Here is a 25,493-nt window from a genome sequence, read left to right on the forward strand (position 1 = left end):
AGGGGGCCGAAATGCAGACGACATGAGGACAAGATGAGCGACAGCCGAAACCCCGAAGTATGGCATGGCACCACGATTGTGATGGTGCGCAAGGGCGGCAAGGTCGTCATTGCGGGTGATGGTCAGGTGTCGCTCGGCCCAACGGTGATCAAACATACCGCACGCAAGGTGCGGCCACTGGCCAAGGGCGACGTGATCGCGGGCTTTGCCGGGGCAACTGCTGACGCCTTCACCCTGTTTGAACGCCTGGAAGCAAAGCTGGAACAATATCCCGGCCAGCTGATGCGTGCCTGCGTGGAGCTTGCCAAGGACTGGCGGACAGATCGTTACTTGCGGCGTCTGGAAGCCATGATGCTTGTCGCGGACAAAACGACCTCGCTGGCCCTGACTGGAACAGGCGATGTTCTTGAGCCGGAAGGCGGCATCATGGGGATCGGATCTGGCGGAAACTATGCGCTTGCTGCCGCGAAGGCTCTGGCAGACAGCGATCTAGATGCCGAAGCCATAGCCCGCAAGGCCATGGCGGTCGCCGCCGATATTTGCGTCTACACAAACGAGAGTGTGACGGTGGAGATGCTGGAGTCTGCGACTTGAGCCTGAACGAGGGCCAAAACAGAGCACCCGAACTCGATCAGACCCGTCTGCGGCTGGCGGTCGACGAGGGAATTCTGACAGATGCGCAAGCCGACAGGTTGGCCGAGTTCTGGCCACATGCGGGTGGAAATCGCGACCCGCTTGAAATCAACCATGTGGATGCGGAAGAGGTGCGTTTCGCCCGCGGGTTCCACGATGTCTTCATTACCATGGGCATCGGAATCCTGCTGCTGGGCCTTGTCTACGGTCTCCAGTCCGTCGCGTCGGCCAAGATTGCCGCTTTCGGCGGAGCCGCCGCAGTCTGGGTTCTTTCCGAGATCTTTGCGAAGAAAATGCGGTTGGCCCTGCCGTCCTTTGTCCTGACGGTGACCTTCACTCCCATGTTTCTGGTGGCCTGCATGCTGGGCCTGTCAGGACCTGATCGTCATGGAGACGACGTTCTGGCGAACAAGGACAGCATTGCCTTGCTCTTGCCAGCTGTGGTGACGCTTGCAGGGGCAGCCCTCCACTATTGGCGCTTCAAGGTTCCGGTCGGGCTGACAGGCGTCACGGGTGCGGGTCTGTTTCTGGTGGCGCTGGCGATCGACGTGGCAAGTCCGGGATCTCTTGAACGAAATCTGGTGGTCTTTGCCCTTCTTGCGGGTCTGGCCAGCTTCGCCACGGCCATGGTTTTCGACAGTCGCGACCTTCAAAGAATGACAGTCAACAGCGACAAGGCTTTCTGGCTTCATCTCATGGCGGCGCCGCTGCTGATGCATTCGGTTTTCCAATTGGTGACCGGTGGCAACTCGGTTGAGGGGGCAGGGAATTCGATCCTGGTGATCGGCTTTTTCCTCGCGCTCGCCTTTGTGGCCATTGTTGTCGATCGGCGCGCCCTGCTGGTGTCCGGGCTCAGCTATTTCGGCTTTGCCATTGCCTCGCTCATGAACACCGCAGAGATTTCCAACGAAGCCTCCTTCACAGTGACGCTGGTCTTGCTTGGGTGCTTCATCCTCCTGCTTGGTTCGGCCTGGCGCAGTGTGCGCCGCCTTCTGCTGACGCCGTTCGCCTCCTCCGCTCTCATGCGCTTCGTGCCGGCGGTCGGGTGAACCTGAATTGAAAGACGACACATGACTGACTTTTCACCGAGAGAAACAGTATCCGAACTGGATCGGTTCATTGTTGGCCAAAAGGATGCCAAGCGGGCCGTTGCCATTGCCCTGCGCAATCGCTGGCGCCGTCAGCAGCTTGAAGGGCAGATGCGCGAGGAGGTTCTGCCGAAGAACATCCTGATGATCGGCCCGACCGGGGTCGGCAAGACCGAGATCGCCCGCCGTTTGGCAAAATTGGCAAATGCGCCCTTCACAAAGGTTGAGGCAACCAAGTTTACCGAGGTTGGGTATGTCGGCCGCGATGTAGAGCAGATCGTCCGCGATCTGGTTGAGGCCGGCATCTCTCTGGTTCGTTCCGAAAAGCGCGAGCAGGTCAAGGCCAAGGCGCATGTTCTGGCCGAAGAGCGCGTTCTCGATGCGCTGGTCGGGGCCAATGCAAGCCCTGCCACCCGCGACAGCTTCCGCAAGAAGCTTCGCGAAGGCGACATGGACGACAAGGAAATCGAGATCGAGGTCCGGGCGCAGGCCCAGATGCCGAGTTTCGATTTGCCAGGCATGCCAGGTGCAAGCGTCGGCGTCATGAACATGTCCGATCTTTTGGGAAAGGCCTTTGGCGGCCAGACCAAAACCAAACGCACGACCGTTCGCGATTCGCACGAAATGCTGGTCAACGAGGAGTCGGACAAGCTTCTGGACGAAGACAAGATTGTCTCCGAAGCTGTCTCACTGGTCGAAAACTCCGGCATCGTGTTTCTCGACGAGATCGACAAGATCTGTGCCCGGGAAGGCCGCTCCGGGGCCGATGTCTCCCGCGAGGGCGTGCAGCGGGATCTGCTGCCGCTGATCGAGGGAACCGTTGTCTCCACCAAGCACGGGCCAGTGAAGACCGACCACATTTTGTTCATTGCTTCCGGTGCCTTCCATGTGGCCAAGCCCTCCGATCTCCTGCCGGAATTGCAGGGCCGTTTGCCGATCCGTGTGGAACTGAAGGCCCTGACCAAGGAAGACTTCCGCGCGATCCTGACCGAGCCGGAAGCCAGCCTGATCAAACAATATGTCGCTCTCCTGAAGACAGAGAATCTGGACCTGTCTTTCACCGAAGATGCCATTGACGAACTGGCGCAGGTGGCCGTCGATCTCAATGCGTCAGTCGAGAACATTGGGGCTCGTCGTTTGCAGACCGTGATGGAGCGTGTGCTGGACGAAGTGTCCTTCACGGCACCGGATCGCTCGGGCGAGAGCATCGAGATCACGGCGGCCTATGTGCGCGACAACATTGGCGAGCTCGCCAAGAATGTCGACCTTTCCAAGTTTATTCTGTGACAAGTGAAACTGCCGTATCGAAACTCTTGCGATACGGCAAACCCGATGGCAGCATGCGCGAATGGTAGCGATCCGTAAAAGTAATGAAGAAGGTCACCGTCGCAAGTTTCTGGTTGTCGTTGACGACACCCCGGAATGCGATCGGGCCATTGTCTATGCGGCCAAGCGTGCAGCACGCACCGGCGGAGTGGTGACGCTTCTCGCGGTCATCACCCCGGACGACTTCCAGCACTGGCTGGGTGTCGAGAACATCATGCGCGCGGAAGCAACGGAAGCCGCCGAGGCGACCCTTGCAAAGGCTTCAAACCGCGTGCGGTCCGTTGCGCGTACCGAGCCGGAAACAGTGGTGCGCGAAGGCAACATGTCGGAGACCATTCTCGACCTGATCGACACCGATGCAGACATTGCCATTCTGGTGTTGGCAGCTGGCATGAGTGCGGACGGTCCTGGACCTCTCGTGTCTTCGATTGCTGGCAAGGCTTCTGGCAGCTTCCCGATTCCGATCACAATCGTGCCGGGAAATCTGGACGACGATTCCATCGCCGCACTCGCCTGAGTGCGCGGAATTTGCAGATCGGGCATCAACAGGTCTTGTTTTACGCCAAGGCCGCATTAGCTAGTTTATAAAAATTCCAAAGTAGTTGGCTTTGCACTCTGGATTTTGCATCGCCAATCTACGATAATTGTCAAAACAGGAAGGGCGAACGCACGCTTGGCGAGGGCAGCGTTCGAACCCGACAACCTCAAGGCGATCCAGATCGCGCAAGGAAGAGCACCATGTTTATTCAGACAGAGGCCACTCCGAATCCGGCCACGCTGAAGTTTCTGCCGGGCCGTGTGGTTCTGGAAAGCGGAACTTATGACTTCACCTCCGCAGCCGAGGCCGGGGCATCCCCCCTTGCCGAGAAGCTGTTTCAGGTTCCCGGCGTGACGGCCATTTTCTTCGGCTATGATTTCATCACCGTGACGAAGCAGGACGGATCCGACTGGCAGCACATGAAGCCGGCGATCCTTGGCGCGATCATGGAACAGTTCATGTCCGGTCAGCCGGTCATGGCGTCAGGCGAAGCCGAGGATACCGAGGAAGGTGAATTCTTCGAAGCGGAAGATCAGGAAACGGTCAACACGATCAAGGACCTGCTTGAAACCCGTGTCCGCCCCGCTGTCGCGCAGGATGGCGGCGACATAACCTTCAAGGGGTTCAAGGAAGGCATCGTCTATCTTTCCATGCGCGGCGCCTGCGCCGGATGCCCCTCTTCCACGGCGACATTGCAGCACGGCATTCAGAACCTGCTGCGTCATTTTGTTCCCGAGGTTCAGGAAGTGCGCCCGATCTGAGGGTCGAATTGCCATGAGTTCGGTGAAGAACCCGGCGTCCGCGCCGGGTTTTTTGCCAACTATGGCGTTTAAAAGATCACAAGCCCAACCTTCGGGTTAAGTCGAAAGCGCGGCTCGACAGATCCGGTCTTTCAGGTGTAGCCATTTCCCATGCGTGTTCTTGCCATCGATACGGCCTTGGCCAATTGTGCGGCCGCTGTCCTGGACGACAATCCGGGCGCTGTCCGCTTGACCGAACGCGGCGAAGAGATCGGCCGCGGTCATGCCGAGATGCTGATGTCGATCATCTCGGAAGTCATGGCGGAATCCTCGACAGCCTTCAACGAGCTGGATCGTATCGTTGTCACCACCGGGCCGGGCAGCTTCACTGGTCTGAGGGTCGGCCTCTCGGTGGCGCGGGGATTCGGTCTCGTGCTGCAAAAACCGGTTGTTGGGGTAACCACGCTGGCAGCCATTGCCCTTGCCCATAGCGGCCCGGATCACGATGGACCCCTGCTTGTCGCTCTTGATGGCAAGGGAGACGAGGTCTATTGCCAGCGCTTTTCTGTGGAGGGGCAACCGATTGATGACGCAGGTGTCCAGACAATAGGTGAGCTTGCCCGTACCCTTCCAGATGGGATCCGTCTTGCGGGATCGGCAGCCGAGCGTATCGCAGTGGCTTGCGGTTTCGACATGGATTGTGTCCGCTCGTCCTGTGGCTATCCGGCCATAGGCGATGTGGCGCGATTGGGCGTGATCACCGACCCGAAATCGGCTGCGCCGGTGCCGCTCTATCTGCGGGCACCGGATGCAACTCCCGGCAAATCTGGAAGGATCATGCGGCAATGAATTTTTGGTGGTTCTGGACATCGCCACCCGTTGTGGAAGAGGCGCTGGACGAGGATTTGCCAAAGCTTGCCGAGATCCACGGGCTTTCCTTTCCTCATCAGTGGGATGAAGACGAACTGTCCCGGCTCAAGGGCCAGGACGGCGTGATGATTCTGGAGGCCCGCCGGGCAAGCCCCTATGGCACCCGTAATCCACTGGGCTTTATCATCATTCGGTCGGTTGCCGGTGAGGCCGAAGTCCTGACCATTGCGGTTCATCCGCGCAGCCGCGGACGGGGCGTTGGAAAAAAGCTGATGCAGGAGGCGATCTTTCGCCTCTATTCCGACCGCTGCGAGTGCCTGTTTCTTGAAGTTGATTCGGCCAATGACCCTGCGGTCCTGCTCTACAAGAGCCTTGGATTTCGCCAGATCGGCGAGCGGAAAGGTTACTATCGCAATGGCAAGGGGGACGGAACCGCGCTTGTCATGAGGGTCGATCTTCGGTAATCGCTGCTGTCAGGGCAAAAAACGGCGAGCATTGCACCGATGGACGAGGAACAGCCAACGACACTGGCGGAAAAATGTGCGGCCAAGGGCATGCGCATGACCGGCCAGCGCCGCGTGATTGCCACAGTGCTGGAAGAAGCCTCAGACGATCATCCCGATGTCGAAGAGCTTTATCGCCGTGCCTCTGCCATAGATACGGGGATCTCGATCTCGACCGTCTATCGAACCGTGAAGCTGTTCGAGGACGCTGGCATGATAGAGCGTCACGATTTCCGCGATGGTCGTTCCCGCTACGAGACTGTTCCCGACGAACATCATGACCACCTGATTGATCTGCGCAGCGGCGAGGTGATCGAATTCCGCAATGAGGAAATCGAGGCTTTGCAGGAGTTCATCGCAAAGCGCCTTGGCTATCGTCTGGTTGATCATCGTCTGGAGCTCTATGGCGTTCCGCTGGATAAACGGGACGATAAAAAGAGCAAGGATGGCGAGCCCGATGGCTCGGATTAAGGCCATCCTCACCATCGGGGTGCTGGGCCTTGTCACCCTGATCCTCATCCCTCCGCAATGGCTGGCGGTGAAAGCGGGATGGAAGGTCAGGAAACAGCTTCCCATGATCTGGCACAGGATTGCAGGCCGGCTCGTTGGCTTCAAGGTGCAGCAGATTGGAAAGCCGGCAACGGGTCGTCCGCTTCTGATCACCGCCAATCATGTTTCGTGGGTCGACATACCGGTCATTGGCGCTCTCATGCCCCTGTCCTTCATTGCAAAGTCCGAGGTCGCGGGTTGGCCGATATTCGGCCTGTTTGCCAAGTTGCAGCGAACGGTCTTTGTCGATCGGCAGCGGCGTTCGGATACCGGGCGGGTGACAAGCGAAATCGCCGATCGCATGGCTGCCGGAGATGCGATGGTTCTCTTTGCGGAGGGCACGTCGAATGACGGAAACTGCGTGCTGCCCTTCCGCTCCGCCCTGCTTGGCGCGGCAACGCGGCAATTGGGTGAAACGCAGGTGGATGTCTGGGTCCAGCCCCTGTCGATCGTCTACCGGAACCTGCACGGTTTCCCGATGGGCAGGCAATTTCGCCCGCATGTCGCCTGGTATGGTGACATGGAACTGCCTGACCATCTTTGGGGCGTTTTTTGTGATGGGGCGCTTGATGTCGTGATCACATGGGGCGCTCCCGTCCTGATAACGAAAGATACGGATCGCAAAAGCCTCTCCCGGCATCTAGAGGAAGAAGTGCGGTCGCTGACCGTTCATGCACTTGCCGGGAATTGACCGATCAGGCGGATTTCAGGCTCCCTTGCAGCAAACAGCTATTCTCAAGACCGGAAAAAAGCGCTAAAGCAGGCGCAAGACTGCCGTAGCAGCGCTCTGGCCGTTGGCCTTTTAGCCGCACTGATTGAGTGCTGGCCCGCGCTGCCCAGAACCACCGAAACTGATCGGCCCACAAGGGCCCCGAGGAGCGCATGACCGGTCGCCCGGAACACCAGATCAATAAAGACGAGACCCTCTCCAAGGACGGTGAGGCTGTACCTGCGCCACGCAAGGTCTTCGTGAAGACCTATGGCTGCCAGATGAATGTCTATGACAGCGAACGCATGACGGATGTTCTGGCACGTGAAGGCTATACGGCAACGGATTCTGTCGATGACGCCGATCTAGTTCTGCTCAATACCTGTCATATCCGTGAAAAGGCTGCCGAAAAGGTCTATTCAGAGCTTGGCCGTATTCGCAAGATCAAGACGGAACGTGCCCGCGAGGGCAAGGAAATGGTGGTGGGTGTTGCCGGTTGCGTTGCTCAGGCGGAAGGCGCGGAAATCTCGCGCCGTGCGCCGATCGTTGACCTTGTTGTCGGCCCGCAAAGCTATCACCAGTTGCCGGACCTGTTGAGGAAGGCAAAGGGCGGAGAGAAGGTCGTCGAGACCGAATTCGATATCGACGCCAAGTTCGACCATCTGTCCGAAAAGGTCGAAAAGCCCAAACTGCAGCGTGCTCCGTCTGCGTTCCTCACGGTGCAGGAAGGGTGCGACAAGTTCTGCACCTTCTGCGTCGTGCCCTACACCCGTGGTGCGGAAGTTTCGCGCTCGGTGTCCCAGATCATCGATGAAGCCGAACGCATGGCGGCAAGCGGTGTTCGCGAAGTCACTCTGCTCGGCCAGAACGTCAACGCCTATCATGGGGACGGGCCGGACGGTGAGACATGGGGTCTTGGCCGATTGCTGCGCCGCCTTGCCGAAATCGAGGGGCTGGACCGGCTGCGCTATACGACCAGCCATCCGCGCGACATGGATGATGAGCTGATTGAAGCCCATCGGGACCTCAAATCCCTGATGCCCTATCTCCATCTGCCGGTTCAGTCAGGCTCGGACAAGATCCTGAAAGCAATGAACCGCAAGCACACGCGCGACGACTATTTCCGTCTGATCGACCGGATCCGGGAAGCTGCTCCCGACATTGCCCTTTCCGGTGATTTCATCGTCGGCTTCCCCGGCGAATCGGATGCGGATTTCGAAGACACCATGGATCTGATCCGCCGAGTGGGATACGGCTCGGCCTTTTCCTTCAAATACAGCCAGCGTCCCGGAACCCCCGGTGCGACCATGGCAGATCAGGTGCCAGAGGACGTGAAGACAGCCCGTCTTGCCGAGCTGCAGGCGCTTGTGACTGAGCAGCAAAAGGCTTTCAACGCCTCACGTCTGGGCATGACCTGCGACGTTCTGTTTGAGAAAAAAGGCCGTCTTCCGGGGCAGCTTGTCGGCAAGTCACCATGGCTTCAGCCGGTCCAGATTGATGCACCAGACGTACTGATCGGTTCTGTACAACCGGTGGAAATCGTTGAGATTGGAAGTAATTCGCTGTTCGGACGCCTGATTGAAGGGCACAATGAAACCCTGTCTCAGGCCCCGGACCTCAAGGAGGTGGCATTTGACGCGTGATGGCCAGTCTTCGGTACGAAAAGTGGCGGCTGTAAATCCTTCCGCAGCTTCTGATCTCACTCACATTGTCCTGGCATTTGAAGATAACCGATTGATCGGGGATCTCTTTGGCCAGTTTGACCAAAATCTGGCGCTGCTGGAGCAGCGATTGTCCATTGACGCAATCGCACGTGGCAATCAGGTCACCCTGAAAGGCTCGCAAACAGCCTGCAATCAGGCACGGGCCGCCCTTGAATCTCTTTATCAGCGCCTGTTGCAGGGACACGAGATTCATCCCGGTGATGTGGAAGGGGCGTTGCGCATGGCAGCTTCTGCAGACGCCCAACTTCCGTTGCCGACACTGGAGCCGAAATCACGGCTGGCCTTTGCGCAGATCTCCACGCGGCGCAAGACGGTTGTCGCTCGCACTCCAACACAAGATGCCTATATCCGTGCAATGGATCGTGCCGATCTGGTGTTCGGAACCGGACCTGCCGGTACGGGCAAGACTTATCTTGCGGTTGCCTATGCTGCCGCATTGATTGAACGCGGAGACGCATCACGGCTGATCCTGTCGCGCCCTGCAGTTGAAGCAGGCGAGCGTCTGGGCTTTCTGCCCGGCGACATGAAGGAGAAGGTCGATCCCTACCTGCGTCCACTTTATGACGCGCTATATGACATGATGCCGCCGGAGAAGGTGGATCGTGGCCTGCAGTCGGGCATGATTGAAGTGGCTCCACTGGCCTTCATGCGCGGACGTACCCTGTCAAATGCGGTTGTGCTGCTCGACGAGGCGCAGAACACGACATCCATGCAGATGAAGATGTTCCTGACCCGTCTTGGTGAGGGGTCCAAGATGATCGTCACCGGTGATCCCAGTCAGATTGACTTACCTGCCGGTCAGACATCGGGACTTCGTGAGGCACTCGGTCTCCTGACCGATGTCGAAGGGGTGGCCCATGTCCGCTTCACCGAAATCGATGTTGTCCGTCACGAGTTGGTGGCACGGATCGTGACGGCATATGACAACGCGTCGCGTGAGGCATCGGAAGAGCGTGAGCGGCGGTACAATGAACGGCGCAACACCAACGCAAGGGGAGCCGGTGAACGAGCCGACCAACCGAGCTGATCCGGCGCTACCGGAAGACTTCACGATCGACCTCTCTGTCGAGGCCGGTGCATGGGGAGATCAGGACGCGCTCTTGCAGCTTTGTTCAAGGGCGGTTGCTGTTACTCTGGCTTCCGGTCTGGAGATTGTGCCGAACAGCGAGCTGTCGGTGGTCCTGACCGACGACAGCGCCATTCAGGTGCTGAACCGCAATTGGCGGGAGAAGGACAAGCCGACAAATGTGCTGTCCTTTCCCGGAAGCGATCCCGAAGGTGACCGTTATGGGCCACTGCTCGGTGACATAGTTGTCGCGCATGAAACGGTTATGCGCGAAGCTGAAGAAATGGGAATTGAATTTCCCGCTCACCTAACCCATTTGTTTGTTCACGGTTTGCTTCATCTTTTTGATTATGATCATCTTGATGAAGAAGAGGCCGAAGTCATGGAAACCAAAGAAAGGCAGATCATGGCTTCCCTAGGGTATGAAGACCCTTATGTGGATCGACCTCTGCTGGTTGAAGGAGAATAATACGGGTCACCCCGTGTCTATTGCATACTGATGATGATGACCGCTACGAATACAGCAAGCTCGGAGAACGCCGGTGCATCGGCCAGTCCGGCTTCGCAAATGGGGCAGGACGGCGAAGAGCCCCAGCCGAGCAAGCCGCGGGAAACCGCGGCTGTCTGGACAAGACTTAAAAACCTTTTTGGCCTCGGTCGAGGCGCCAATCTTCGTGAAAATCTGGAAGTCGAGCTCGCGAATGGCGGCGGCGGTGCCAGCTTCTCGCCGGAAGAACGGATGCTTCTTGGAAACATCCTTCGCTTGCGGGAGCTGCGCGTGGATGACGTGATGATCCCGCGCGCCAACATTGACTCCGTTGATAGCAGCACCTCGCTTGGGCGGGTGCTCGACCTCTTCCGGGAAAGCGGACACTCCCGCATGCCGGTCTATCATGAAACACTGGATGACCCGCGGGGCATGGTCCATATCAAGGATCTCATGGCCTATATCGCGGAGTGCGGTGGTCATTGCAAGTCGGACAAGAATGAAGACGCCTCCGATGCCGAGGAGAAAGCCGATCCCGCTGGGCGTGGACACAACAGCCGCGAGATTGATCTTGGTTCGGTGGACCTGACGACAGAGCTCAAGGATACGGATCTTGTCCGGGATCTCTTGTTCGTACCACCCTCAATGCCGGCAACCGACCTCATGGCAAAGATGCAGGCAGTTCGCATCCAGATGGCTCTGGTCATTGACGAATATGGCGGAACTGACGGGCTGGTTTCCCTGGAGGATCTGGTCGAGGAAGTTGTCGGTGATATCGAGGACGAGCACGACGAGGATGAAGAGGCCATGCTCACCCCGACAGGTGACGGGGTGTGGAATGCCGATCCGGGTCTGCCGCTTGAAGAGCTTGATGAAGCCTTGGGCAGCGACCTTGCCAAGGGCGAGTTGACAGAGGACGTCGATACGCTCGGTGGACTTCTCTACGTGACGGCGGGCCGTGTTCCGGTGAGGGGCGAGCTGCTTTATGTGGCAGAAGTGCCCGGCTATGAATTTGAAGTTCTTGATGCCGATCCGCGGCGGATCAAGCGCCTGAAAATTCGACGCCGACGCGTAGAGCACAGGACCGGCGATCTTCGCAGGCGCCAGAAGCGAACAGAAACCCCAACGGCAGATGACGCTGCGTCTGCTAAGGCCGGCAAGGGAGAGTCCGCAGAAACAGCTGCCATGGCAGGTACAGAGGCCAAGAGCTGACGGGTCTTTGCACTCTGACCGGGATATCCTGAATTCTCCCCATGTATATGGCGGCGGCTCGCCTTGACCTTGTCGGGTGGTTTCGACAAAGCTCGGTACATGCAAATCATCACCGGATTGTCATGAATACCAGCTCGCTCGCCGCCATTTTCATGGTGTTTCCCAACACCTGCCTTCTGGCCTGGGGCTGGCGCCGGTCCGGTCTGGCGCTCGTCGCCGGGGTGGCGGCGGCCTTTTCTCTTCCGCCCTATCACCTCATTCCGCTGCTCCTGATCGCGTTTCCCTTTCTGGTTTGGCTCATGGACGGGGCTATGTCTTCGCACACCATGTCCGCTGCCGGGCGCATGTGGAAAGGCTTCAGACTGGGCTGGGTCTTTGGCTTCGGCTATTTCCTGGCGAGTTTCTGGTGGATCGGATCGGCCTTCCTGGTCGAGGCTGACAGGTTCGCCTGGATGCTGCCTTTTGCCGTGCTGGCCATGCCCATCGGGCTGGCGCTTTTCACCGGCTGCGCTGTCGCTGTAGCCGCGCTTTTCTGGCACGAGGGGTGGGGTCGGATATTCCTGCTTGCTGCGAGCCTTGCCGTCTTTGACTGGCTCCGTGGGCATGTACTAACGGGTTTTCCCTGGAATGCGTTCGGCTATGGCGTGTCAGGTAGTCTGGTTTTGAGCCAGACAGCGAGCCTTGTCGGGATCTATGGTCTCGGATTTTTGACTGTTCTCCTCTCATGCGCCCCGGCCATTTTGTCTGATCCCGCGCGCTTGTCGCGCAAGCTTCGGCCATTTGCTGTTCTTTGTCTTGTTGGCCTGGGGCTGGCGGGCTTCGGATACCATCGGCTCAATGTGGCCGAAGACCCAGAGGTTTCGGATGTGGATGTTCGCATCATCCAGCCGTCGATCCCGCAAGACGAAAAGTGGCTGCCCGAAAACCGGGATCTGGTATTCAACACGCTATTGGACATGTCGCAGCAGCCGCTTGGTGGCAATGCGAGGGTCGGCCAGCGACGGATTATTGTTTGGCCGGAATCTGCCATACCTTTCCTGTTGACGCGCGAGCCCGGTGCCCTTTTCAGGATCGCACAAGCTTTGAACGACCAGACGACGCTTGCGACTGGTGCAGTGCGTGCGGACATGACCGGAGACGCAGCCCAGTTCTTCAACAGTATCTATTTCATCGATCATACCGGCGCCGTGCTGGACGTTTACGACAAGGTCCACCTTGTCCCTTTTGGCGAATACCTTCCTTTAGAGGAGCTTCTGGAGCGCTTCGGAATTTCCGCACTTGTTGATGCTCCGGAAGGGTTTCAGGCTGGATATCGGCGCAAGGTGCTCGAACTGGCCGGGTTTCCGCCGTTGCTTCCGTTGATCTGTTACGAAGCGATTTTTCCCCAATATGGGCGCGGTGAGGCCAACCGCCCGGATTGGTTGCTCAATGTCACCAACGATGCCTGGTTCGGCAAAACGCCTGGCCCGTATCAGCACTTGGCACAATCCGTCATGCGATCAATCGAACAAGGAATACCTCTGATCCGGGCGGCGAATACTGGTATTTCTACTGTTGTCGACTCTAAGGGGAGGGTTGTAAGTCGTCTTGAAATATACGAAACAGGGGTTGTAGACGAAAAAATCCCCGGAAAAATGCAGTCGACACTCTACGGCAGTTATGGCGATAAACTATTTGTTTCCCTTGTATTAATTGCTGCAGTTTTTGCAATGGTTGGAAAATACAACCTGAGCTCCCGTCCTAGTTGATAAAATTGCTTTGGTATTGTGCAACCGTTGTGGTACAACCAAATCATCGCTCAGGTGAGGCGAGTTTAATGAGCCGGTGGCGGATGTATTTGGGGCATGTCCGCAACGGGCCAGCGAATGTGGGAATCGCACGGTTTACCGGTTTAGGGAACACGGAAGGCGTGAAGGCGCCCAGAAAAAGAAAGTAAATGCGATATGCCCAGTAAAAAGGCTCCCAACCCAATCGACGTTCACGTCGGTAGTCGAGTTCGTCTTCGTCGTATGATGCTTGGCATGAGCCAGGAAAAGCTCGGCGAAAGCCTTGGAATTACATTCCAGCAGATTCAGAAATACGAAAAAGGTACCAACCGCATTGGCGCAAGCCGTCTTCAGCATATCGCTACGATTCTGAAGGTTCCGGTTGCCTTTTTCTTCGAAGATGCACCAGGAACCCCGGAAGAGGCAGAAGGTTTCGGCGAATCCCAGCCGACATCCTATGTCGTGGATTTCCTGTCTTCGTCGGAAGGCCTGTCCTTGAACAAGGCGTTTGTCCGCATTGACGACCCGAAGGTTCGTCGCCGGATCGTCGATTTGGTTCGTTCGCTGGCTGGCGAAGAGCTATAAAATCGATTTCCCGACTTGACGGGAACACGTTCTTCTTAGATTGATGCGCGGGAAGCGGCGGTTGTAACCGCCGCTTCTTCTATATTCATTCCCAGAAGGACGTTCGCCAATGGCCCGTCAAGATTACCTGTTTACCTCCGAATCCGTTTCCGAGGGGCATCCGGACAAGGTTTGTGACCGCATCTCTGATGCTGTGGTCGACGCATTTCTTTCCGAAATGCCGGATGCGCGCGTGGCGTGTGAAACGCTCGCGACCACCAATCGTGTCGTGATCGCCGGTGAAACCCGGGGACCGGCTACCGTTACTCATGATCTGATCGCCCACCTGGCGCGCATGGCCATCAAGGATATCGGCTATGAGCAGGAAGGCTTTCACTGGGAGAATTGCGACATCGCAGTTCACCTTCATGCGCAATCTGCCCACATCGCCCAAGGTGTTGATGCTTCGGGCAACAAGGATGAAGGCGCGGGCGACCAGGGCATCATGTTCGGATATGCATGCCGCGAGACCCCGGAGCTGATGCCGGCTCCGATCCTTTATTCCCACAGAATTCTTCAGCTGTTGGCAGAAGCCCGCAAGTCTGGCCGTGAGCCGGTGCTGGGCCCGGATGCCAAGAGCCAGGTCACGGTTCGCTATGAAGGTGGCAAGCCTGTTGCTGCGACTTCAATTGTTCTGTCCACCCAGCATCTGGATGCGGGTCTTTCTTCTGCTGATGTGCGCCAGATCGTTGAGCCCTACATCCGTCAGGCCCTGCCGGATGGCATGATCTCCGATGAAACCATCTGGCACGTCAATCCGACGGGCGCCTTCGTGATCGGTGGTCCGGACGGCGACTGCGGTCTGACCGGCCGCAAGATCATCGTTGATACCTATGGTGGTGCGGCGCCCCATGGCGGCGGTGCGTTCTCCGGCAAGGATCCGACCAAGGTTGATCGGTCTGCAGCATATGCTGCCCGCTATCTTGCCAAGAACATCGTTGCTGCTGATCTTGCTGACCGGTGCACCATCCAGTTGTCCTACGCCATCGGCGTTTCCGATCCGCTTTCCGTCTATGTCGACCTGCATGACACGGGCCGCTGCGATGTGGCGAAGCTGGAAAAGGGCCTGCGGGATGTCATGGGCCTCAGCCCGCGCGGCATTCGTGAGCACCTGAACCTGAACAACGCGATCTATGAGCGTACCGCAGCCTATGGTCACTTTGGTCGTCAGCCGGACGAAACCGGCGGTTTCACTTGGGAAAAGACCGATCTGGTTGACGCGATGAAGACGATTGCCGGGTAAGGCTTCGACTTGGTTCAAAAGGATGAGAATGGGGAGCGCCGACCAATTGGTCGGCGCTCTGGTTCAAGATGACTGATTACTACGACGGTTCTTTTTTCGGGCGCCGAAAGGGCAAGCCTCTCAGCCCTAGCCGCAGTGCGCTGCTTGAGGGCGAATTGGCGCGCATCGGCATAGATGTCGCTGAGCCTTCGCCCGAAGAAATCAGAGCCCTTTTTCCTCAGGATGTCAGCGCAGTCTGGCTGGAAGTAGGGTTTGGCGGCGGGGAGCACCTGCTTCACAGGGCTCGGGAAAATCCGACCGTCGGCTTCATCGGCGTGGAGCCGTTTGTCACGTCGATGGCGAAGGTTGTTCATGCCGTGGCCGAGGAAGGCATGACTAACATTCGTCTGTTTGACGATGATGCGATCAAGTTGCTCGATTGGTTGCCTGCAGCGTCCATCGATCTGGCTTACCAGCTTTATCCGGATCCCTGGCCCAAGAAGCGGCATTGGAAGCGGCGGTTCATCAACCAGCAAAATCTCGATCGTTATGCCCGTGTCCTCAAACCGGGCGCCGAATTTCGTTTTGCCAGCGACATTGACACCTATGTGGACTGGACCCTTCGCCATTGCCGGGAGCATCCTGCCTTTGAGTGGAAGGCGGAATGCGCTGCGGATTGGCGCGCGCCCTGGAACAATTGGCCCGGAACAAGGTATGAGGCGAAGGCCTTTCGCGAGGGCCGGGTCCCGCGTTACCTCACCTTTGGGCGCAGTTCAGTATAAAATCCGACAGGTTTCGCGGAAATCTGGCTCTTTTCCCGTCAGGGTATTGCCTTTCCGGGTGGTTTGGAAGTATACAGCCGTTGTTTCACCTCAAACGGCTTTATAAGGCAGCTTGAGAGTGGGCCCGAGAGGGACCCGCTCTTTTTTGGTTAGCTACTCGCCAGTTTGCTGCGGATTTGGGGTCGAGCAACGAAATTGATGTGGCCCGTACAGGAGCATTTTTTTGAGCGCAAACGAAGCAAGGATCGTAACGGAGCAGGGGCTTGACGCCCGCGTTGCAGCCATTGTGGAACCCGTGATCGAGGATCTCGGATATCGTCTCGTGCGCACAAAGATCAGCGCCGCCAATGGATGCACCTTGCAGATAATGGCAGAGCGTCCTGATGGCACCATGACCGTGGAAGATTGTGAAACCGTCAGCCGCGCCGTTTCCCCGGCGCTGGATGTGGAAGATCCGATCAACCGTGCCTACCACCTTGAAGTGTCGTCCCCGGGTATTGATCGCCCGCTGGTTCGTGAGAGCGACTTTGTGCGTTGGTCCGGCCATGAAGTGAAGATCGAGATGACGGTTCTGCAGGCAGGCCGTAAGCGGTTCCGTGGCCAGTTGCTCGGAGCTGAAGCGGGTGTCGCGAAAATACGCCTGCCGGACGTCAAGGCAGATGAGGAAGATACGGTTTCGCTGCAGATCGCGGAGATCGGCGAGGCGAAACTCGTTCTGACCGACGACCTGATCACCGCCGCCTTGAAGGCGGAAAAGGCCGCACTGGCAGCCCGCGGTGAGGATCAGGACTTCGTTCAGGACAATGATCCGAATTGAGCGGCACCGCTCGCGAACAGGAATGGCAGACAGCGCGCCAAGGATCCAAGAACAAGCGGCGCCAGAGGAGTGAAGTGAATGGCTATCAGCGCTAACCGGCTGGAGTTGCTGCAGATTGCTGACGCAGTTGCGCGGGAAAAGTCGATAGATCGCACCATCGTTATCTCGGCCATGGAAGATGCGATTCAAAAAGCTGCCCGTTCGCGCTACGGCACGGAAACGGAAGTTCGCGCAGAGATCAATCCGAAGACCGGAGAGATCCGCTTGCAGCGTCTTCTTCAGGTCGTGGATGAAGTGGAAAACGTTTCCACTGAAATCGCCCTGCAGGATGCCCGCAATCGCAATCCGGAAGCAGCTCTTGGTGACTTCATTGCCGACCCGCTGCCCCCGCTGGATTTTGGCCGAATTGCTGCCCAGTCCGCAAAACAGGTCATCGTTCAAAAGGTTCGTGAAGCTGAGCGTGATCGCCAGTACGACGAATTCAAGGATCGTATTGGCGAAGTCATCAACGGTGTCGTCAAGCGCGCCGAATATGGCAATGTCATCATCGATCTTGGCCGCGGTGAAGGTATCGTGCGCCGGGATGAGCTGATCCCGCGCGAAATCTTCCGCACCGGAGACCGCATTCGCGCCTATATCTACGATGTTCGCCGCGAACAGCGCGGTCCGCAGATTTTCCTGTCGCGTACTCATCCGCAATTCATGGCAAAGCTGTTTGCTTCCGAAGTTCCGGAAATCTATGATGGCGTAATCGAGATCCGCACCGTTGCTCGCGATCCGGGGTCGCGTGCGAAGATTGCGGTCATTTCCAAGGACAGCTCGATCGATCCTGTTGGTGCCTGCGTTGGTATGCGTGGTAGCCGTGTGCAGGCCGTTGTTGGCGAATTGCAAGGCGAAAAGATCGACATCATTCCGTGGAATGACGATCCGGCAACTTTCATCGTCAATGCCCTGCAGCCAGCTGAAGTGGCCAAGGTTGTTCTGGACGAAGATGCCGAACGCATCGAAGTGGTTGTTCCCGACGAGCAACTGTCACTGGCGATCGGTCGCCGTGGCCAGAACGTGCGCCTTGCTTCCCAGCTGACCGGTTGGGCGATTGACATCATGACGGAGCAGGAAGAATCCGAGCGTCGTCAGAAGGAATTCCTTGAGCGCTCGCAGCTCTTCATGGAAGCCCTTAACGTTGACGAGATGGTCGGCCAGCTTTTGGCAACCGAGGGCTTCACATCCGTGGAAGAGGTCGCGTATGTTGAGCCCGACGAGATTTCGATGATCGAAGGCTTCGACGACGAGACTGCTGAAGAAATTCAGGCTCGTGCTCGTGACTATCTTGAAGAGCTGGAAGCAAAACTTGACGCAGAGCGCGTTGAACTGGGTGTTTCCGATGATCTGCGGTCCATTGACGGTATAACCACCGCAATGATGGTGGCGCTCGGCAAGGACGACATCAAGTCTCTGGAAGACCTCGCCGGTTGTGCAGCTGACGACCTCGTTGGCTGGTCCGAACGCAAGGACGGTGAGACCAAGCGCTTCGAAGGTTCGCTGAGCGAGTTCGATCTGTCTCGCGCTGATGCAGAAGCCATGGTAATGGCTGCACGTGTCGCCGCAGGATGGATTTCCGAAGAGGATCTGGTTCAGGACGTAGCTGACGAAGATCTCGAGGACGAAGCTGAAGATGAAGCTGGTGAGGAAGTGGCGTCAGACGACGTCATCCTGAACGGCTGAAATGTTACAGGCGGTGGAGCGTGTCCGAATTGACAGACGGAGGGCGCCATGCCGCGAAAGAATGAGCCTTTGGAGAGACAGTGTGCTGTCTCTCGCAGGGTTTTGCCAATTGACCTGCTGATCCGGTTCGTGCTCGACCCGGAAGGGCGGGTTGTCCCGGACCTGAAGCGCAAGTTGCCAGGTCGGGGTGTATGGGTAACCGCAGCCAGAGAGGCAGTGGTTGCCGCTGAAAAGGATCGGAAACGGGTTTTTGGTCGTGGCTTCAAGACAGAAGTTCATGTAGAGCCGGGACTTGCGGACCAGATCGAACTGCTGATGGAGCGCTCTGCTCTTCAGGCCTTATCGATCGCGCGCAAGGCTGGCGAGCTGACAACCGGTTTTACGAAAGTTGAAGCTGCACTTCGTGCCGGACCTGTTGCAGGACTGGTGCACGCTTCCGATGCAGCGGAAGACGGAGTGCGGAAGCTGGCGGCAGTGGCGGCGAGCGGACAAGAAGTTGCAAACGGGTGTCAGGTCGTCCGTTTGTTCGATTCGACTCAATTGGATTTGGCATTGGGTCGGTCAAATGTGATACATGCTGCACTGCTTGCGGGTTCGGCGAGCGAAAACTTCCTCTCGCGGGTAAGCGAACTGGAGCTTTTCAGATCGAACACGGCACTTGAAGAGACAAGCAACGCAGCCGATGCGGTTGCGCAGGACTGAAGGCAATATGAGCGATACGAAGAACCCAGGCGATAAGACAATCAGCGTAGAGCGCAAGACGCTCGGCCTCAAGCGAGGTGGCGGTGGCGACCAGGGGACCGTTCGCCAGTCCTTCTCGCACGGCCGTACCAAGGCCGTTGTGGTCGAAAAGAAGAAGCGCCGCGTTGTTGTGCCGGGTCAGGAGCCCAAGCCCAAGCCCGAGCCGGTGACCCAGCGCCTTGAGCGCCCTGCCGATGCGCCACACAAGCCGGCGGAAAACGTTGGCAAGCCGTCCGGCGGAAATCGCCGTGGTGGTGGTGGCCAGCGGCAGCAAAAGGGCGGTGGCAATGTTCTTCGCACACTGACGAAGGAAGAAGCGGCAGCTCGTGCAGCAGCGCTTAAATTCGCTCAGGAACGCGAAGTCGTGGAAAAGGCACGCCGCGAAGAGGAAGCCAAGATCCGCGCCGCTGAGGAAGCAAAGCGGAAGATCGAGGAAGAAGCACGCCTGAAGGTGGAAGCCGAAGAGCGCGCTCGCCGGGAAACCGAAGAAGCGAAAGCTGCGGCTGAAAGACCGGCGGAAGCGCCTGCCGCTGAAGCTGAACCGGAAGCTGTTCAGGAAGAAAAGGCTGCAAAGCCTGCTGTCATCCGCCAGCCTAACGGTGCACGGGGCAGCAACAAGCCGCCGCGCATCGAGCGTCCGGCTCCGGCAGAAGCGCCAGCAGCTGAAAAGGCCGCTCCGAACAAGGCAGCGCAGAAAACAGCGACCCGCGACGACGACGATGAGGACGGCAAGAACAAGGGTCTTCGGGCGGTCAAACGCCAGAAGCCGGCGCCGACGCCCGCCCGCACTCGTGGTGGCGAGGATCGTCGCCGGTCCAAGCTGACCATTTCCACGGCAACCGGTGGAGAAGAGCAGCGGTCACGCTCGCTTGCGTCCATGCGCCGCCGTCAGGAAAAGGCCAAGCGTGGCCAGCAGCAGGTGGTTCGCGAGAAGATCTCCCGTGAAGTCACTCTGCCGGAAGCAATCACTATTCAGGAACTCGCCAACCGTATGGCAGAGCGTGCTGTTGACGTGATCAAGCTGCTGATGAAGCAGGGCCAGATGCTGAAGATCAACGACGTGATCGATGCGGATACCGCCGAACTGATCGCTTCCGAACTCGGCCATACAGTCAAGCGTGTCTCTGAATCGGATGTTGAAGAAGGTCTCTTCTCCATTGATGACGATACGTCCACGCTGAAGGCGCGGCCGCCAGTCGTGACCATCATGGGTCACGTCGACCACGGCAAGACGTCGCTTCTGGACGCGATCCGCAAGTCCAAGGTTGTCACTGGTGAAGCTGGCGGAATTACCCAGCACATTGGCGCCTATCAGGTCGAGCAGGACGGGAACAAGATCACGTTCATCGATACCCCCGGCCACGCAGCGTTCTCGCAAATGCGTGCTCGCGGTGCAAAGTCGACGGATATCGTGATCCTCGTGGTTGCTGCTGACGATGGTGTCATGCCGCAGACCAAGGAAGCCATTGCCCATGCAAAGGCAGCCGAAGCCCCGATCATCGTTGCCATCAACAAGGTCGACAAGCCGGGCGCTGATCCGAACCGTGTTCGTACCGAGCTCCTGAGCGAAAGCCTTGTCGTGGAATCCATGGGCGGCGACGTCATCGACGTGGAAGTCTCTGCAAAGGCGGGAACAAACCTCGACAAGCTCTTGGAAATGATCCTGCTGCAGTCCGAAGTTCTGGAGCTTCAGGCAAACCCGGACCGGACCGCAGAAGGTGTCGTGATCGAAGCACAGCTCGATCGTGGTCGTGGCCCGGTTGCGACCGTTCTGGTCCAGAAGGGTACCTTGAAGCCGGGCGACATCATCGTTGCCGGTAGTGCCTGGGGCCGTGTTCGTGCGATGCTCGACGAAAATGGCCAGCAGGTGAAGGAAGCAGACCCGTCCAAGCCGGTTGAAGTTCTGGGCTTCCAGAGCACTCCGGAAGCTGGCGATCTGGTTGCGGTTGTCGAAAACGAATCCCGCGCTCGCGAGATTACGGATTATCGTCTGCGCCAGATCCGCGAAAAGGCGTCTGTCGTGGCAACCGGTGCCCGTGGCTCTCTGGAGCAGATGATGAACCGTCTGCAGGAAACCGGCCGGAAAGAGTTCCCGCTGGTCCTCAAGGCAGACGTTCAGGGTTCTGCGGAAGCAATCACCCATGCCCTCACCGAACTCGGCAACGACGAAGTAGGTGCGCGGATCCTGATTTCCGGCGTCGGTGGCATCACCGAAAGCGACGTTACGCTGGCGACGGCCTCCAAGGCTCCGATCCTCGGCTTTAACGTTCGTGCCAACAAGCAGGCCCGTGAAGCAGCTGGCCGTGAAGGCATCGAGATCCGCTACTACAACGTGATTTACGACCTCGTGGACGACATCAAGGCGGCCATGTCCGGCCTGCTGTCTCCGGAACGCCGCGAAACCTTCCTCGGCAATGCCGAGATCAGGGAGATCTTCCATATCTCCAAGGTTGGCAAGGTTGCGGGCTGTCTGGTCACCGAAGGTGTCGTGGAGCGCGGCGCACAGGTTCGCCTCATCCGCGACGACGTGGTCATTCACGAAGGCGAACTGGGCACGCTCAAGCGCTTCAAGGACGAGGTCAAGTCCGTCGAATCCGGTCAGGAGTGCGGCATGAACTTCGTGAAGTATCAGGACATGCGCCCGGGCGACATCATCGAGTGTTTCCGGGTTCAGGAAATCGCCCGTACGCTCTAAGCAGGCGGCGATTGAAAACAGTCTGTCGCGCCGGCGGGGTCCTCAACGGATTTCGTCGGCGCACTGTTTTTGGCGCGGGTGTTGATCCGGGTCGATCTACAGGAAATGGAATATGGCCAAGCATCATGGACAAGGGGCCAAGGGCCCGTCCCAACGCCAGTTGCGTGTCGGGGAAACCGTTCGCAAGGAACTGTCGGACATCCTCACACGCGGGGAATTTGCCGATCCGGCCCTTGAAGGCGTGATCATCACCATTCCGGAAGTCCGCATGACGCCGGACCTGCGGATGGCGACATGCCTTGTCATGCCGCTTGGTGGCGGGGATGGAGAGAAAGTCGCTGCAGCGCTGAACAAGAGCGCGAAATACCTGCGCGGTCAGGTCTCCCGCCGTCTCACCATGAAATACATGCCGGATCTGCGCTTCATTCTCGACACCCGGTTCGACGATGACGACCGTATCGGATCGCTGCTGCATTCGCCGGATGTTGCGCGAGACCTTGGCGAAGACGAAGACGGCGAAGACTGACGGAACGAGAAGACCGATGTCGCGGCAAAGACAAAAGAAAAAGAATAGAAACGCGATCAATGGCTGGCTTGTTCTGGACAAGCCCTATGGCATCACGTCCAACGACGCGCTGGGAAAACTGAAGCGCATCCTGCACCCCGAAAAGGTTGGCCACGCCGGTACGCTCGACCCGCGTGCGACAGGCTGTCTGCCGATTGCCTTTGGCGAGGCGACCAAGACCGTCCCCTTTGTCATGGACGGGCGCAAGGTCTACCGGTTTGAGGTGACATGGGGCGCTGAAACCAACACCGATGACACGGAAGGCGAGGTTGTCGCAACGTCTGACAACCGCCCGACCGTCGACGAGATCCAGTCGGTTCTGGGTGAATTCACCGGTACGATCCTGCAAGTGCCGCCCATATTCTCCGCCATCAAGGTGGATGGGGCTCGGGCTTATGACCTTGCCCGCGAGGGGGAAGAGGTCGAACTGGAAGCCCGCCCGATTGATGTACACCGTCTGTCCCTGGTCGGGTGTCCGGACGAGAACCGTGCGGTGCTTGAGGCCGAGTGCGGCAAGGGCACATATGTGCGCGCGCTGGCCCGCGATATTGCCCGTCGATTGGACACATGCGGCCATGTCACGGAGCTGCGTCGTCTTCTCGTCGGTCCCTTCGGCGAAGAGGATATGGTGGAGCTCGACGAGCTGATTGAGGCTGCTGGCGAACTGGAAGAAGGTGCGCCAGTCGACGGTCTGGTCGAGGATTTCATCCTGCCGGTCCGTGATGCCATGGAAGAGATCGAGGAAATCCTCGTTTCCGACGAAGATGCGGGCAAGATCCGCCGGGGCATGGCAGTGTTGCTGCGTGGACGCTCGGCTCCGCTCAATTGCGAATTGGCCTTTGCCAGCCATGCAGGCGTACCGGTTGCCTTCGGTTCGGTCGAAAAGGGGCGCTTTCAGCCAAGCCGGGTGTTCAACCTTTGACATGAAAAGGGCCGCGTGATGCGGCCCTTTGTTTTTGCATCAGCCGTCTTTCGGCATGTAAAGATCGCCGCCTGCGCGATACTTTGCGGCCATCGCCTCCATACCTTCCTTCTGCGCTTCTGTTCGAATGTCGTGCGAGAGCCGCATGGAGCAGAATTTCGGTCCGCACATGGAACAAAAATGCGCCACCTTGTGCGCTTCTTTCGGCAAGGTCTGATCGTGAAAGGCGCGGGCTGTTTCCGGATCCAGTGACAGATTGAACTGATCTTCCCAGCGGAATTCGAACCGGGCGCGCGACAGGGCATCATCGCGCACCTGCGCCGCCGGATGACCCTTTGCAAGATCAGCTGCATGAGCGGCGATCTTGTAGGTGATCACCCCGGTCTTGACGTCATCGCGATCCGGTAGGCCGAGATGCTCCTTCGGGGTCACATAGCAAAGCATTGCCGTTCCAAACCAGCCGATCATCGCAGCGCCGATGCCGGACGTGATGTGATCATAACCCGGTGCAATATCCGTTGTGAGCGGCCCGAGCGTATAGAACGGAGCCTCGCCGCAGGTTTTGAGCTGCTTGTCCATGTTGGCCTTGATCTTGTGCATCGGAACATGACCGGGGCCCTCGATCATCACCTGGCAATCCTTGTCCCAGGCGATCTTGGTCAGTTCGCCGAGGGTTTCGAGTTCGGCGAACTGCGCAGCGTCATTGGCGTCGGCGATGGAGCCGGGGCGCAAACCGTCCCCCAGAGAGAACGTCACATCATAGGCACGGGCAATGTCGCAGATTTCCTCGAAATGCTCATAAAGGAAACTCTCCCTGTGATGGTGCAGGCACCACTTGGCCATGATCGACCCGCCGCGTGACACGATGCCGGTCACGCGTTCCGCCGTCAGTGGCACATAGTGCAGGCGCACACCCGCGTGGATGGTGAAATAATCGACGCCCTGTTCAGCCTGCTCGATGAGCGTGTCACGAAAGACCTCCCAGTTCAGGTCCTCAGCGATACCGTTGACCTTTTCCAGCGCCTGATAGAGTGGCACGGTGCCAATCGGTACTGGCGAATTGCGGATAATCCATTCCCGGATGTTGTGAATGTTTCGGCCCGTTGAAAGGTCCATCACCGTGTCAGCACCCCATCGGGTTGCCCACACCATCTTGTCGACTTCTTCCGCCATGGAGGAGGTGACGGCGGAATTGCCGATATTGGCGTTGATCTTCACCAGAAAGTTCCGGCCAATGATCATCGGCTCGGCTTCCGGGTGGTTGATGTTGGCAGGAATGACTGCCCGCCCGCGTGCCACTTCTTCGCGGACAAAGTCCGGGGTAATGAAATCGGGGATGACAGCGCCGAAGCTCTCGCCGTCACGCTCCAGCTTTGCTTTCAATTCGGTGCGGCCGAGGTTTTCCCGAATGGCGATAAACTCCATTTCCGGCGTGATAATCCCGGCCCTCGCATAGGCAAGTTGTGTCACCGGGCGGTTGCCAATGGCGCGGCGCGGGGCATGGGCCACAGGAAAAACCGGCGTAAGACGGTCCCCGGTCGCAAAGCCGTTGTCTTCCGGCTTCACCATTCGGCCAGAATAACGTTCGGTATCGCCCCTCGTGCGAACCCAGTCTTCGCGAAGACGTGGCAGTCCGGCCTCAATCGAAATTTGTGCGTCGGGGTCTGTGTAAGGGCCTGAAGGATCATAGACGGTAACCGGCGGTTCCCCGGCTGTCGGATGCACGGAAATCTCGCGCATTGGAACCTTGATGTCCCGGTGAAGGGCACCCGCGTGATAGACCTTCTTCGAGGCCGGTAGCGGCCCGGTGGTTACGGAAAGGGAAATGTCTTTTTCTTTCGGCAATGCCATGCGTGAGCCTCCGGATCTCTCCACTGTGATCCGGTTCAAATGCGAAAAAGACGAGGATTTGCGCGCAGGCCCGGGCGCAAGCGTGCGTCCCATGCCCATCGTTGCAGCTTACCGTCCCTACGCCAGTGTGAACTGGATCAGGTTCATAGGGTCACTGCGCCGCTTTCAAGCATGGCAGACTCTCAGCCCCTTGCCGGGACACCCCTGGTAGGCGCAAATGCATACGGGCGACTGCGCAAATGATCAAGAGGCAGATTCATCCGTTGTCCCTTCTCAAGCCCATTGAATGCATCTTCGATGTCAAAATTTCAAAACAATAAACCATTGTGTATTAGAGA

Annotated in this window: 24 protein-coding genes and 1 riboswitch; of the genes, 23 read left to right on the forward strand and 1 reads right to left on the reverse strand. The window is 58.1% G+C overall.

Annotated elements, in window-relative coordinates; all coding sequences use genetic code 11:
* Positions 1–33 precede the first annotated feature (33 nt).
* The 23 genes from hslV (at position 34) to truB (ending at position 23,304) form a co-directional block, all read left to right on the forward strand.
* Positions 34–594 (forward strand): ATP-dependent protease subunit HslV, encoded by a 561-nt coding sequence (gene hslV, locus F0155_RS06250; protein WP_150523638.1) that lies wholly within the window; start codon positions 34–36, stop codon positions 592–594.
* Positions 591–1,682 carry a hypothetical protein gene (locus F0155_RS06255; protein ID WP_150523639.1) on the forward strand — a complete coding sequence of 364 codons (1,092 nt, stop codon included), beginning with the start codon at positions 591–593 and terminating at the stop codon, positions 1,680–1,682. The genes hslV and F0155_RS06255 overlap by 4 nt, the downstream gene beginning before the upstream one ends.
* 21 nt (positions 1,683–1,703) lie before the next feature.
* Entirely contained in the window at positions 1,704–3,008 is a 1,305-nt protein-coding gene (gene hslU / locus F0155_RS06260; RefSeq protein ID WP_150523640.1) for an ATP-dependent protease ATPase subunit HslU, read from the forward strand.
* A 61-nt stretch (positions 3,009–3,069) separates the two neighbouring features.
* Positions 3,070–3,564: a universal stress protein gene (locus tag F0155_RS06265; protein WP_150523641.1), complete on the forward strand. Its 495-nt coding sequence runs from the start codon at positions 3,070–3,072 to the stop codon at positions 3,562–3,564.
* A 221-nt stretch (positions 3,565–3,785) separates the two neighbouring features.
* A complete protein-coding gene (locus F0155_RS06270) occupies positions 3,786–4,346 on the forward strand; it encodes a NifU family protein (protein WP_150523642.1) in 561 nt (186 codons plus the stop codon).
* A gap of 150 nt (positions 4,347–4,496) precedes the next feature.
* Entirely contained in the window at positions 4,497–5,174 is a 678-nt protein-coding gene (gene tsaB / locus F0155_RS06275; RefSeq protein WP_150523643.1) for a tRNA (adenosine(37)-N6)-threonylcarbamoyltransferase complex dimerization subunit type 1 TsaB, read from the forward strand.
* Positions 5,171–5,659 carry a ribosomal protein S18-alanine N-acetyltransferase gene (rimI, locus tag F0155_RS06280; RefSeq protein ID WP_150523644.1) on the forward strand — a complete coding sequence of 163 codons (489 nt, stop codon included), beginning with the start codon at positions 5,171–5,173 and terminating at the stop codon, positions 5,657–5,659. The genes tsaB and rimI overlap by 4 nt, the downstream gene beginning before the upstream one ends.
* Before the next feature lie 39 nt (positions 5,660–5,698).
* Positions 5,699–6,169: a Fur family transcriptional regulator gene (locus tag F0155_RS06285; RefSeq protein WP_150523645.1), complete on the forward strand. Its 471-nt coding sequence runs from the start codon at positions 5,699–5,701 to the stop codon at positions 6,167–6,169.
* On the forward strand, positions 6,156–6,938 hold the full coding sequence (gene olsA, locus F0155_RS06290) for a lyso-ornithine lipid O-acyltransferase (RefSeq protein WP_150523646.1): 783 nt from the start codon (positions 6,156–6,158) through the stop codon (positions 6,936–6,938). The genes F0155_RS06285 and olsA overlap by 14 nt, the downstream gene beginning before the upstream one ends.
* 191 nt (positions 6,939–7,129) lie before the next feature.
* A complete protein-coding gene (gene miaB / locus F0155_RS06295) occupies positions 7,130–8,599 on the forward strand; it encodes a tRNA (N6-isopentenyl adenosine(37)-C2)-methylthiotransferase MiaB (RefSeq protein ID WP_150523647.1) in 1,470 nt (489 codons plus the stop codon).
* Between the two features lie 22 nt (positions 8,600–8,621).
* The gene (locus F0155_RS06300) at positions 8,622–9,707 is read left to right on the forward strand and encodes a PhoH family protein (protein WP_150523823.1); all 1,086 of its coding nucleotides are present in this window, start codon (positions 8,622–8,624) and stop codon (positions 9,705–9,707) included.
* Positions 9,682–10,215, forward strand: coding sequence for an rRNA maturation RNase YbeY (gene ybeY / locus F0155_RS06305; RefSeq protein ID WP_244303470.1), 534 nt, complete (start codon positions 9,682–9,684; stop codon positions 10,213–10,215). The genes F0155_RS06300 and ybeY overlap by 26 nt, the downstream gene beginning before the upstream one ends.
* Positions 10,216–10,248: 33 nt before the next feature.
* Positions 10,249–11,445: a transporter associated domain-containing protein gene (locus tag F0155_RS06310; protein WP_208999158.1), complete on the forward strand. Its 1,197-nt coding sequence runs from the start codon at positions 10,249–10,251 to the stop codon at positions 11,443–11,445.
* Between the two features lie 122 nt (positions 11,446–11,567).
* Entirely contained in the window at positions 11,568–13,193 is a 1,626-nt protein-coding gene (gene lnt / locus F0155_RS06315; protein ID WP_150523650.1) for an apolipoprotein N-acyltransferase, read from the forward strand.
* Positions 13,194–13,388: 195 nt separating this feature from the next.
* The gene (locus F0155_RS06320; protein ID WP_150523651.1) at positions 13,389–13,796 is read left to right on the forward strand and encodes a helix-turn-helix domain-containing protein; all 408 of its coding nucleotides are present in this window, start codon (positions 13,389–13,391) and stop codon (positions 13,794–13,796) included.
* 109 nt (positions 13,797–13,905) lie between these two features.
* Positions 13,906–15,078, forward strand: coding sequence for a methionine adenosyltransferase (gene metK, locus F0155_RS06325; RefSeq protein ID WP_150523652.1), 1,173 nt, complete (start codon positions 13,906–13,908; stop codon positions 15,076–15,078).
* 68 nt (positions 15,079–15,146) lie between these two features.
* Positions 15,147–15,839, forward strand: a complete 693-nt coding sequence (gene trmB / locus F0155_RS06330; RefSeq protein ID WP_150523653.1) for a tRNA (guanine(46)-N(7))-methyltransferase TrmB — start codon at positions 15,147–15,149, stop codon at positions 15,837–15,839.
* A gap of 223 nt (positions 15,840–16,062) precedes the next feature.
* A complete protein-coding gene (gene rimP, locus F0155_RS06335; RefSeq protein WP_150523654.1) occupies positions 16,063–16,656 on the forward strand; it encodes a ribosome maturation factor RimP in 594 nt (197 codons plus the stop codon).
* A 78-nt stretch (positions 16,657–16,734) separates the two neighbouring features.
* The gene (gene nusA / locus F0155_RS06340) at positions 16,735–18,381 is read left to right on the forward strand and encodes a transcription termination factor NusA (protein WP_150523655.1); all 1,647 of its coding nucleotides are present in this window, start codon (positions 16,735–16,737) and stop codon (positions 18,379–18,381) included.
* Between the two features lie 48 nt (positions 18,382–18,429).
* Positions 18,430–19,083 carry an RNA-binding protein gene (locus F0155_RS06345; protein ID WP_150523656.1) on the forward strand — a complete coding sequence of 218 codons (654 nt, stop codon included), beginning with the start codon at positions 18,430–18,432 and terminating at the stop codon, positions 19,081–19,083.
* Between the two features lie 7 nt (positions 19,084–19,090).
* Complete coding sequence (gene infB / locus F0155_RS06350; RefSeq protein ID WP_150523657.1) at positions 19,091–21,817, forward strand: translation initiation factor IF-2; 2,727 nt, start codon at positions 19,091–19,093, stop codon at positions 21,815–21,817.
* 112 nt (positions 21,818–21,929) lie between these two features.
* Positions 21,930–22,343, forward strand: coding sequence for a 30S ribosome-binding factor RbfA (rbfA, locus tag F0155_RS06355; protein ID WP_150523658.1), 414 nt, complete (start codon positions 21,930–21,932; stop codon positions 22,341–22,343).
* A 16-nt stretch (positions 22,344–22,359) separates the two neighbouring features.
* Positions 22,360–23,304: a tRNA pseudouridine(55) synthase TruB gene (truB, locus tag F0155_RS06360; protein ID WP_150523659.1), complete on the forward strand. Its 945-nt coding sequence runs from the start codon at positions 22,360–22,362 to the stop codon at positions 23,302–23,304.
* Between the two features lie 39 nt (positions 23,305–23,343).
* On the opposite strand, the gene thiC is transcribed toward truB, so the two are convergent.
* Complete coding sequence (thiC, locus tag F0155_RS06365) at positions 23,344–25,155, reverse strand: phosphomethylpyrimidine synthase ThiC (protein ID WP_150523660.1); 1,812 nt, start codon at positions 25,153–25,155, stop codon at positions 23,344–23,346.
* A gap of 96 nt (positions 25,156–25,251) precedes the next feature.
* Positions 25,252–25,371: riboswitch (TPP riboswitch) on the reverse strand.
* Between the last annotated feature and the right edge of the window lie 122 nt (positions 25,372–25,493).

Origin of the sequence: Roseibium sediminis, assembly GCF_008711325.1 — a bacterium.
In the GTDB taxonomy this organism is placed as follows: Bacteria; Pseudomonadota; Alphaproteobacteria; order Rhizobiales; family Stappiaceae; genus Roseibium; species Roseibium sediminis.

Coding starts and splice junctions, on each gene's coding strand:
- hslV (WP_150523638.1), top strand. CDS start 34: ATGAGCGACAGCCGAAACCCCGAAGTATGGCATGGCACCACGATTGTG.
- hslU (WP_150523640.1), top strand. CDS start 1,704: ATGACTGACTTTTCACCGAGAGAAACAGTATCCGAACTGGATCGGTTC.
- F0155_RS06265 (WP_150523641.1), top strand. CDS start 3,070: ATGGTAGCGATCCGTAAAAGTAATGAAGAAGGTCACCGTCGCAAGTTT.
- F0155_RS06270 (WP_150523642.1), top strand. CDS start 3,786: ATGTTTATTCAGACAGAGGCCACTCCGAATCCGGCCACGCTGAAGTTT.
- tsaB (WP_150523643.1), top strand. CDS start 4,497: ATGCGTGTTCTTGCCATCGATACGGCCTTGGCCAATTGTGCGGCCGCT.
- rimI (WP_150523644.1), top strand. CDS start 5,171: ATGAATTTTTGGTGGTTCTGGACATCGCCACCCGTTGTGGAAGAGGCG.
- F0155_RS06285 (WP_150523645.1), top strand. CDS start 5,699: ATGGACGAGGAACAGCCAACGACACTGGCGGAAAAATGTGCGGCCAAG.
- olsA (WP_150523646.1), top strand. CDS start 6,156: ATGGCTCGGATTAAGGCCATCCTCACCATCGGGGTGCTGGGCCTTGTC.
- miaB (WP_150523647.1), top strand. CDS start 7,130: ATGACCGGTCGCCCGGAACACCAGATCAATAAAGACGAGACCCTCTCC.
- F0155_RS06310 (WP_208999158.1), top strand. CDS start 10,249: ATGATGACCGCTACGAATACAGCAAGCTCGGAGAACGCCGGTGCATCG.
- lnt (WP_150523650.1), top strand. CDS start 11,568: ATGAATACCAGCTCGCTCGCCGCCATTTTCATGGTGTTTCCCAACACC.
- F0155_RS06320 (WP_150523651.1), top strand. CDS start 13,389: ATGCCCAGTAAAAAGGCTCCCAACCCAATCGACGTTCACGTCGGTAGT.
- metK (WP_150523652.1), top strand. CDS start 13,906: ATGGCCCGTCAAGATTACCTGTTTACCTCCGAATCCGTTTCCGAGGGG.
- trmB (WP_150523653.1), top strand. CDS start 15,147: ATGACTGATTACTACGACGGTTCTTTTTTCGGGCGCCGAAAGGGCAAG.
- nusA (WP_150523655.1), top strand. CDS start 16,735: ATGGCTATCAGCGCTAACCGGCTGGAGTTGCTGCAGATTGCTGACGCA.
- F0155_RS06345 (WP_150523656.1), top strand. CDS start 18,430: ATGCCGCGAAAGAATGAGCCTTTGGAGAGACAGTGTGCTGTCTCTCGC.
- infB (WP_150523657.1), top strand. CDS start 19,091: ATGAGCGATACGAAGAACCCAGGCGATAAGACAATCAGCGTAGAGCGC.
- rbfA (WP_150523658.1), top strand. CDS start 21,930: ATGGCCAAGCATCATGGACAAGGGGCCAAGGGCCCGTCCCAACGCCAG.
- truB (WP_150523659.1), top strand. CDS start 22,360: ATGTCGCGGCAAAGACAAAAGAAAAAGAATAGAAACGCGATCAATGGC.
- thiC (WP_150523660.1), bottom strand. CDS start 25,155: ATGGCATTGCCGAAAGAAAAAGACATTTCCCTTTCCGTAACCACCGGG.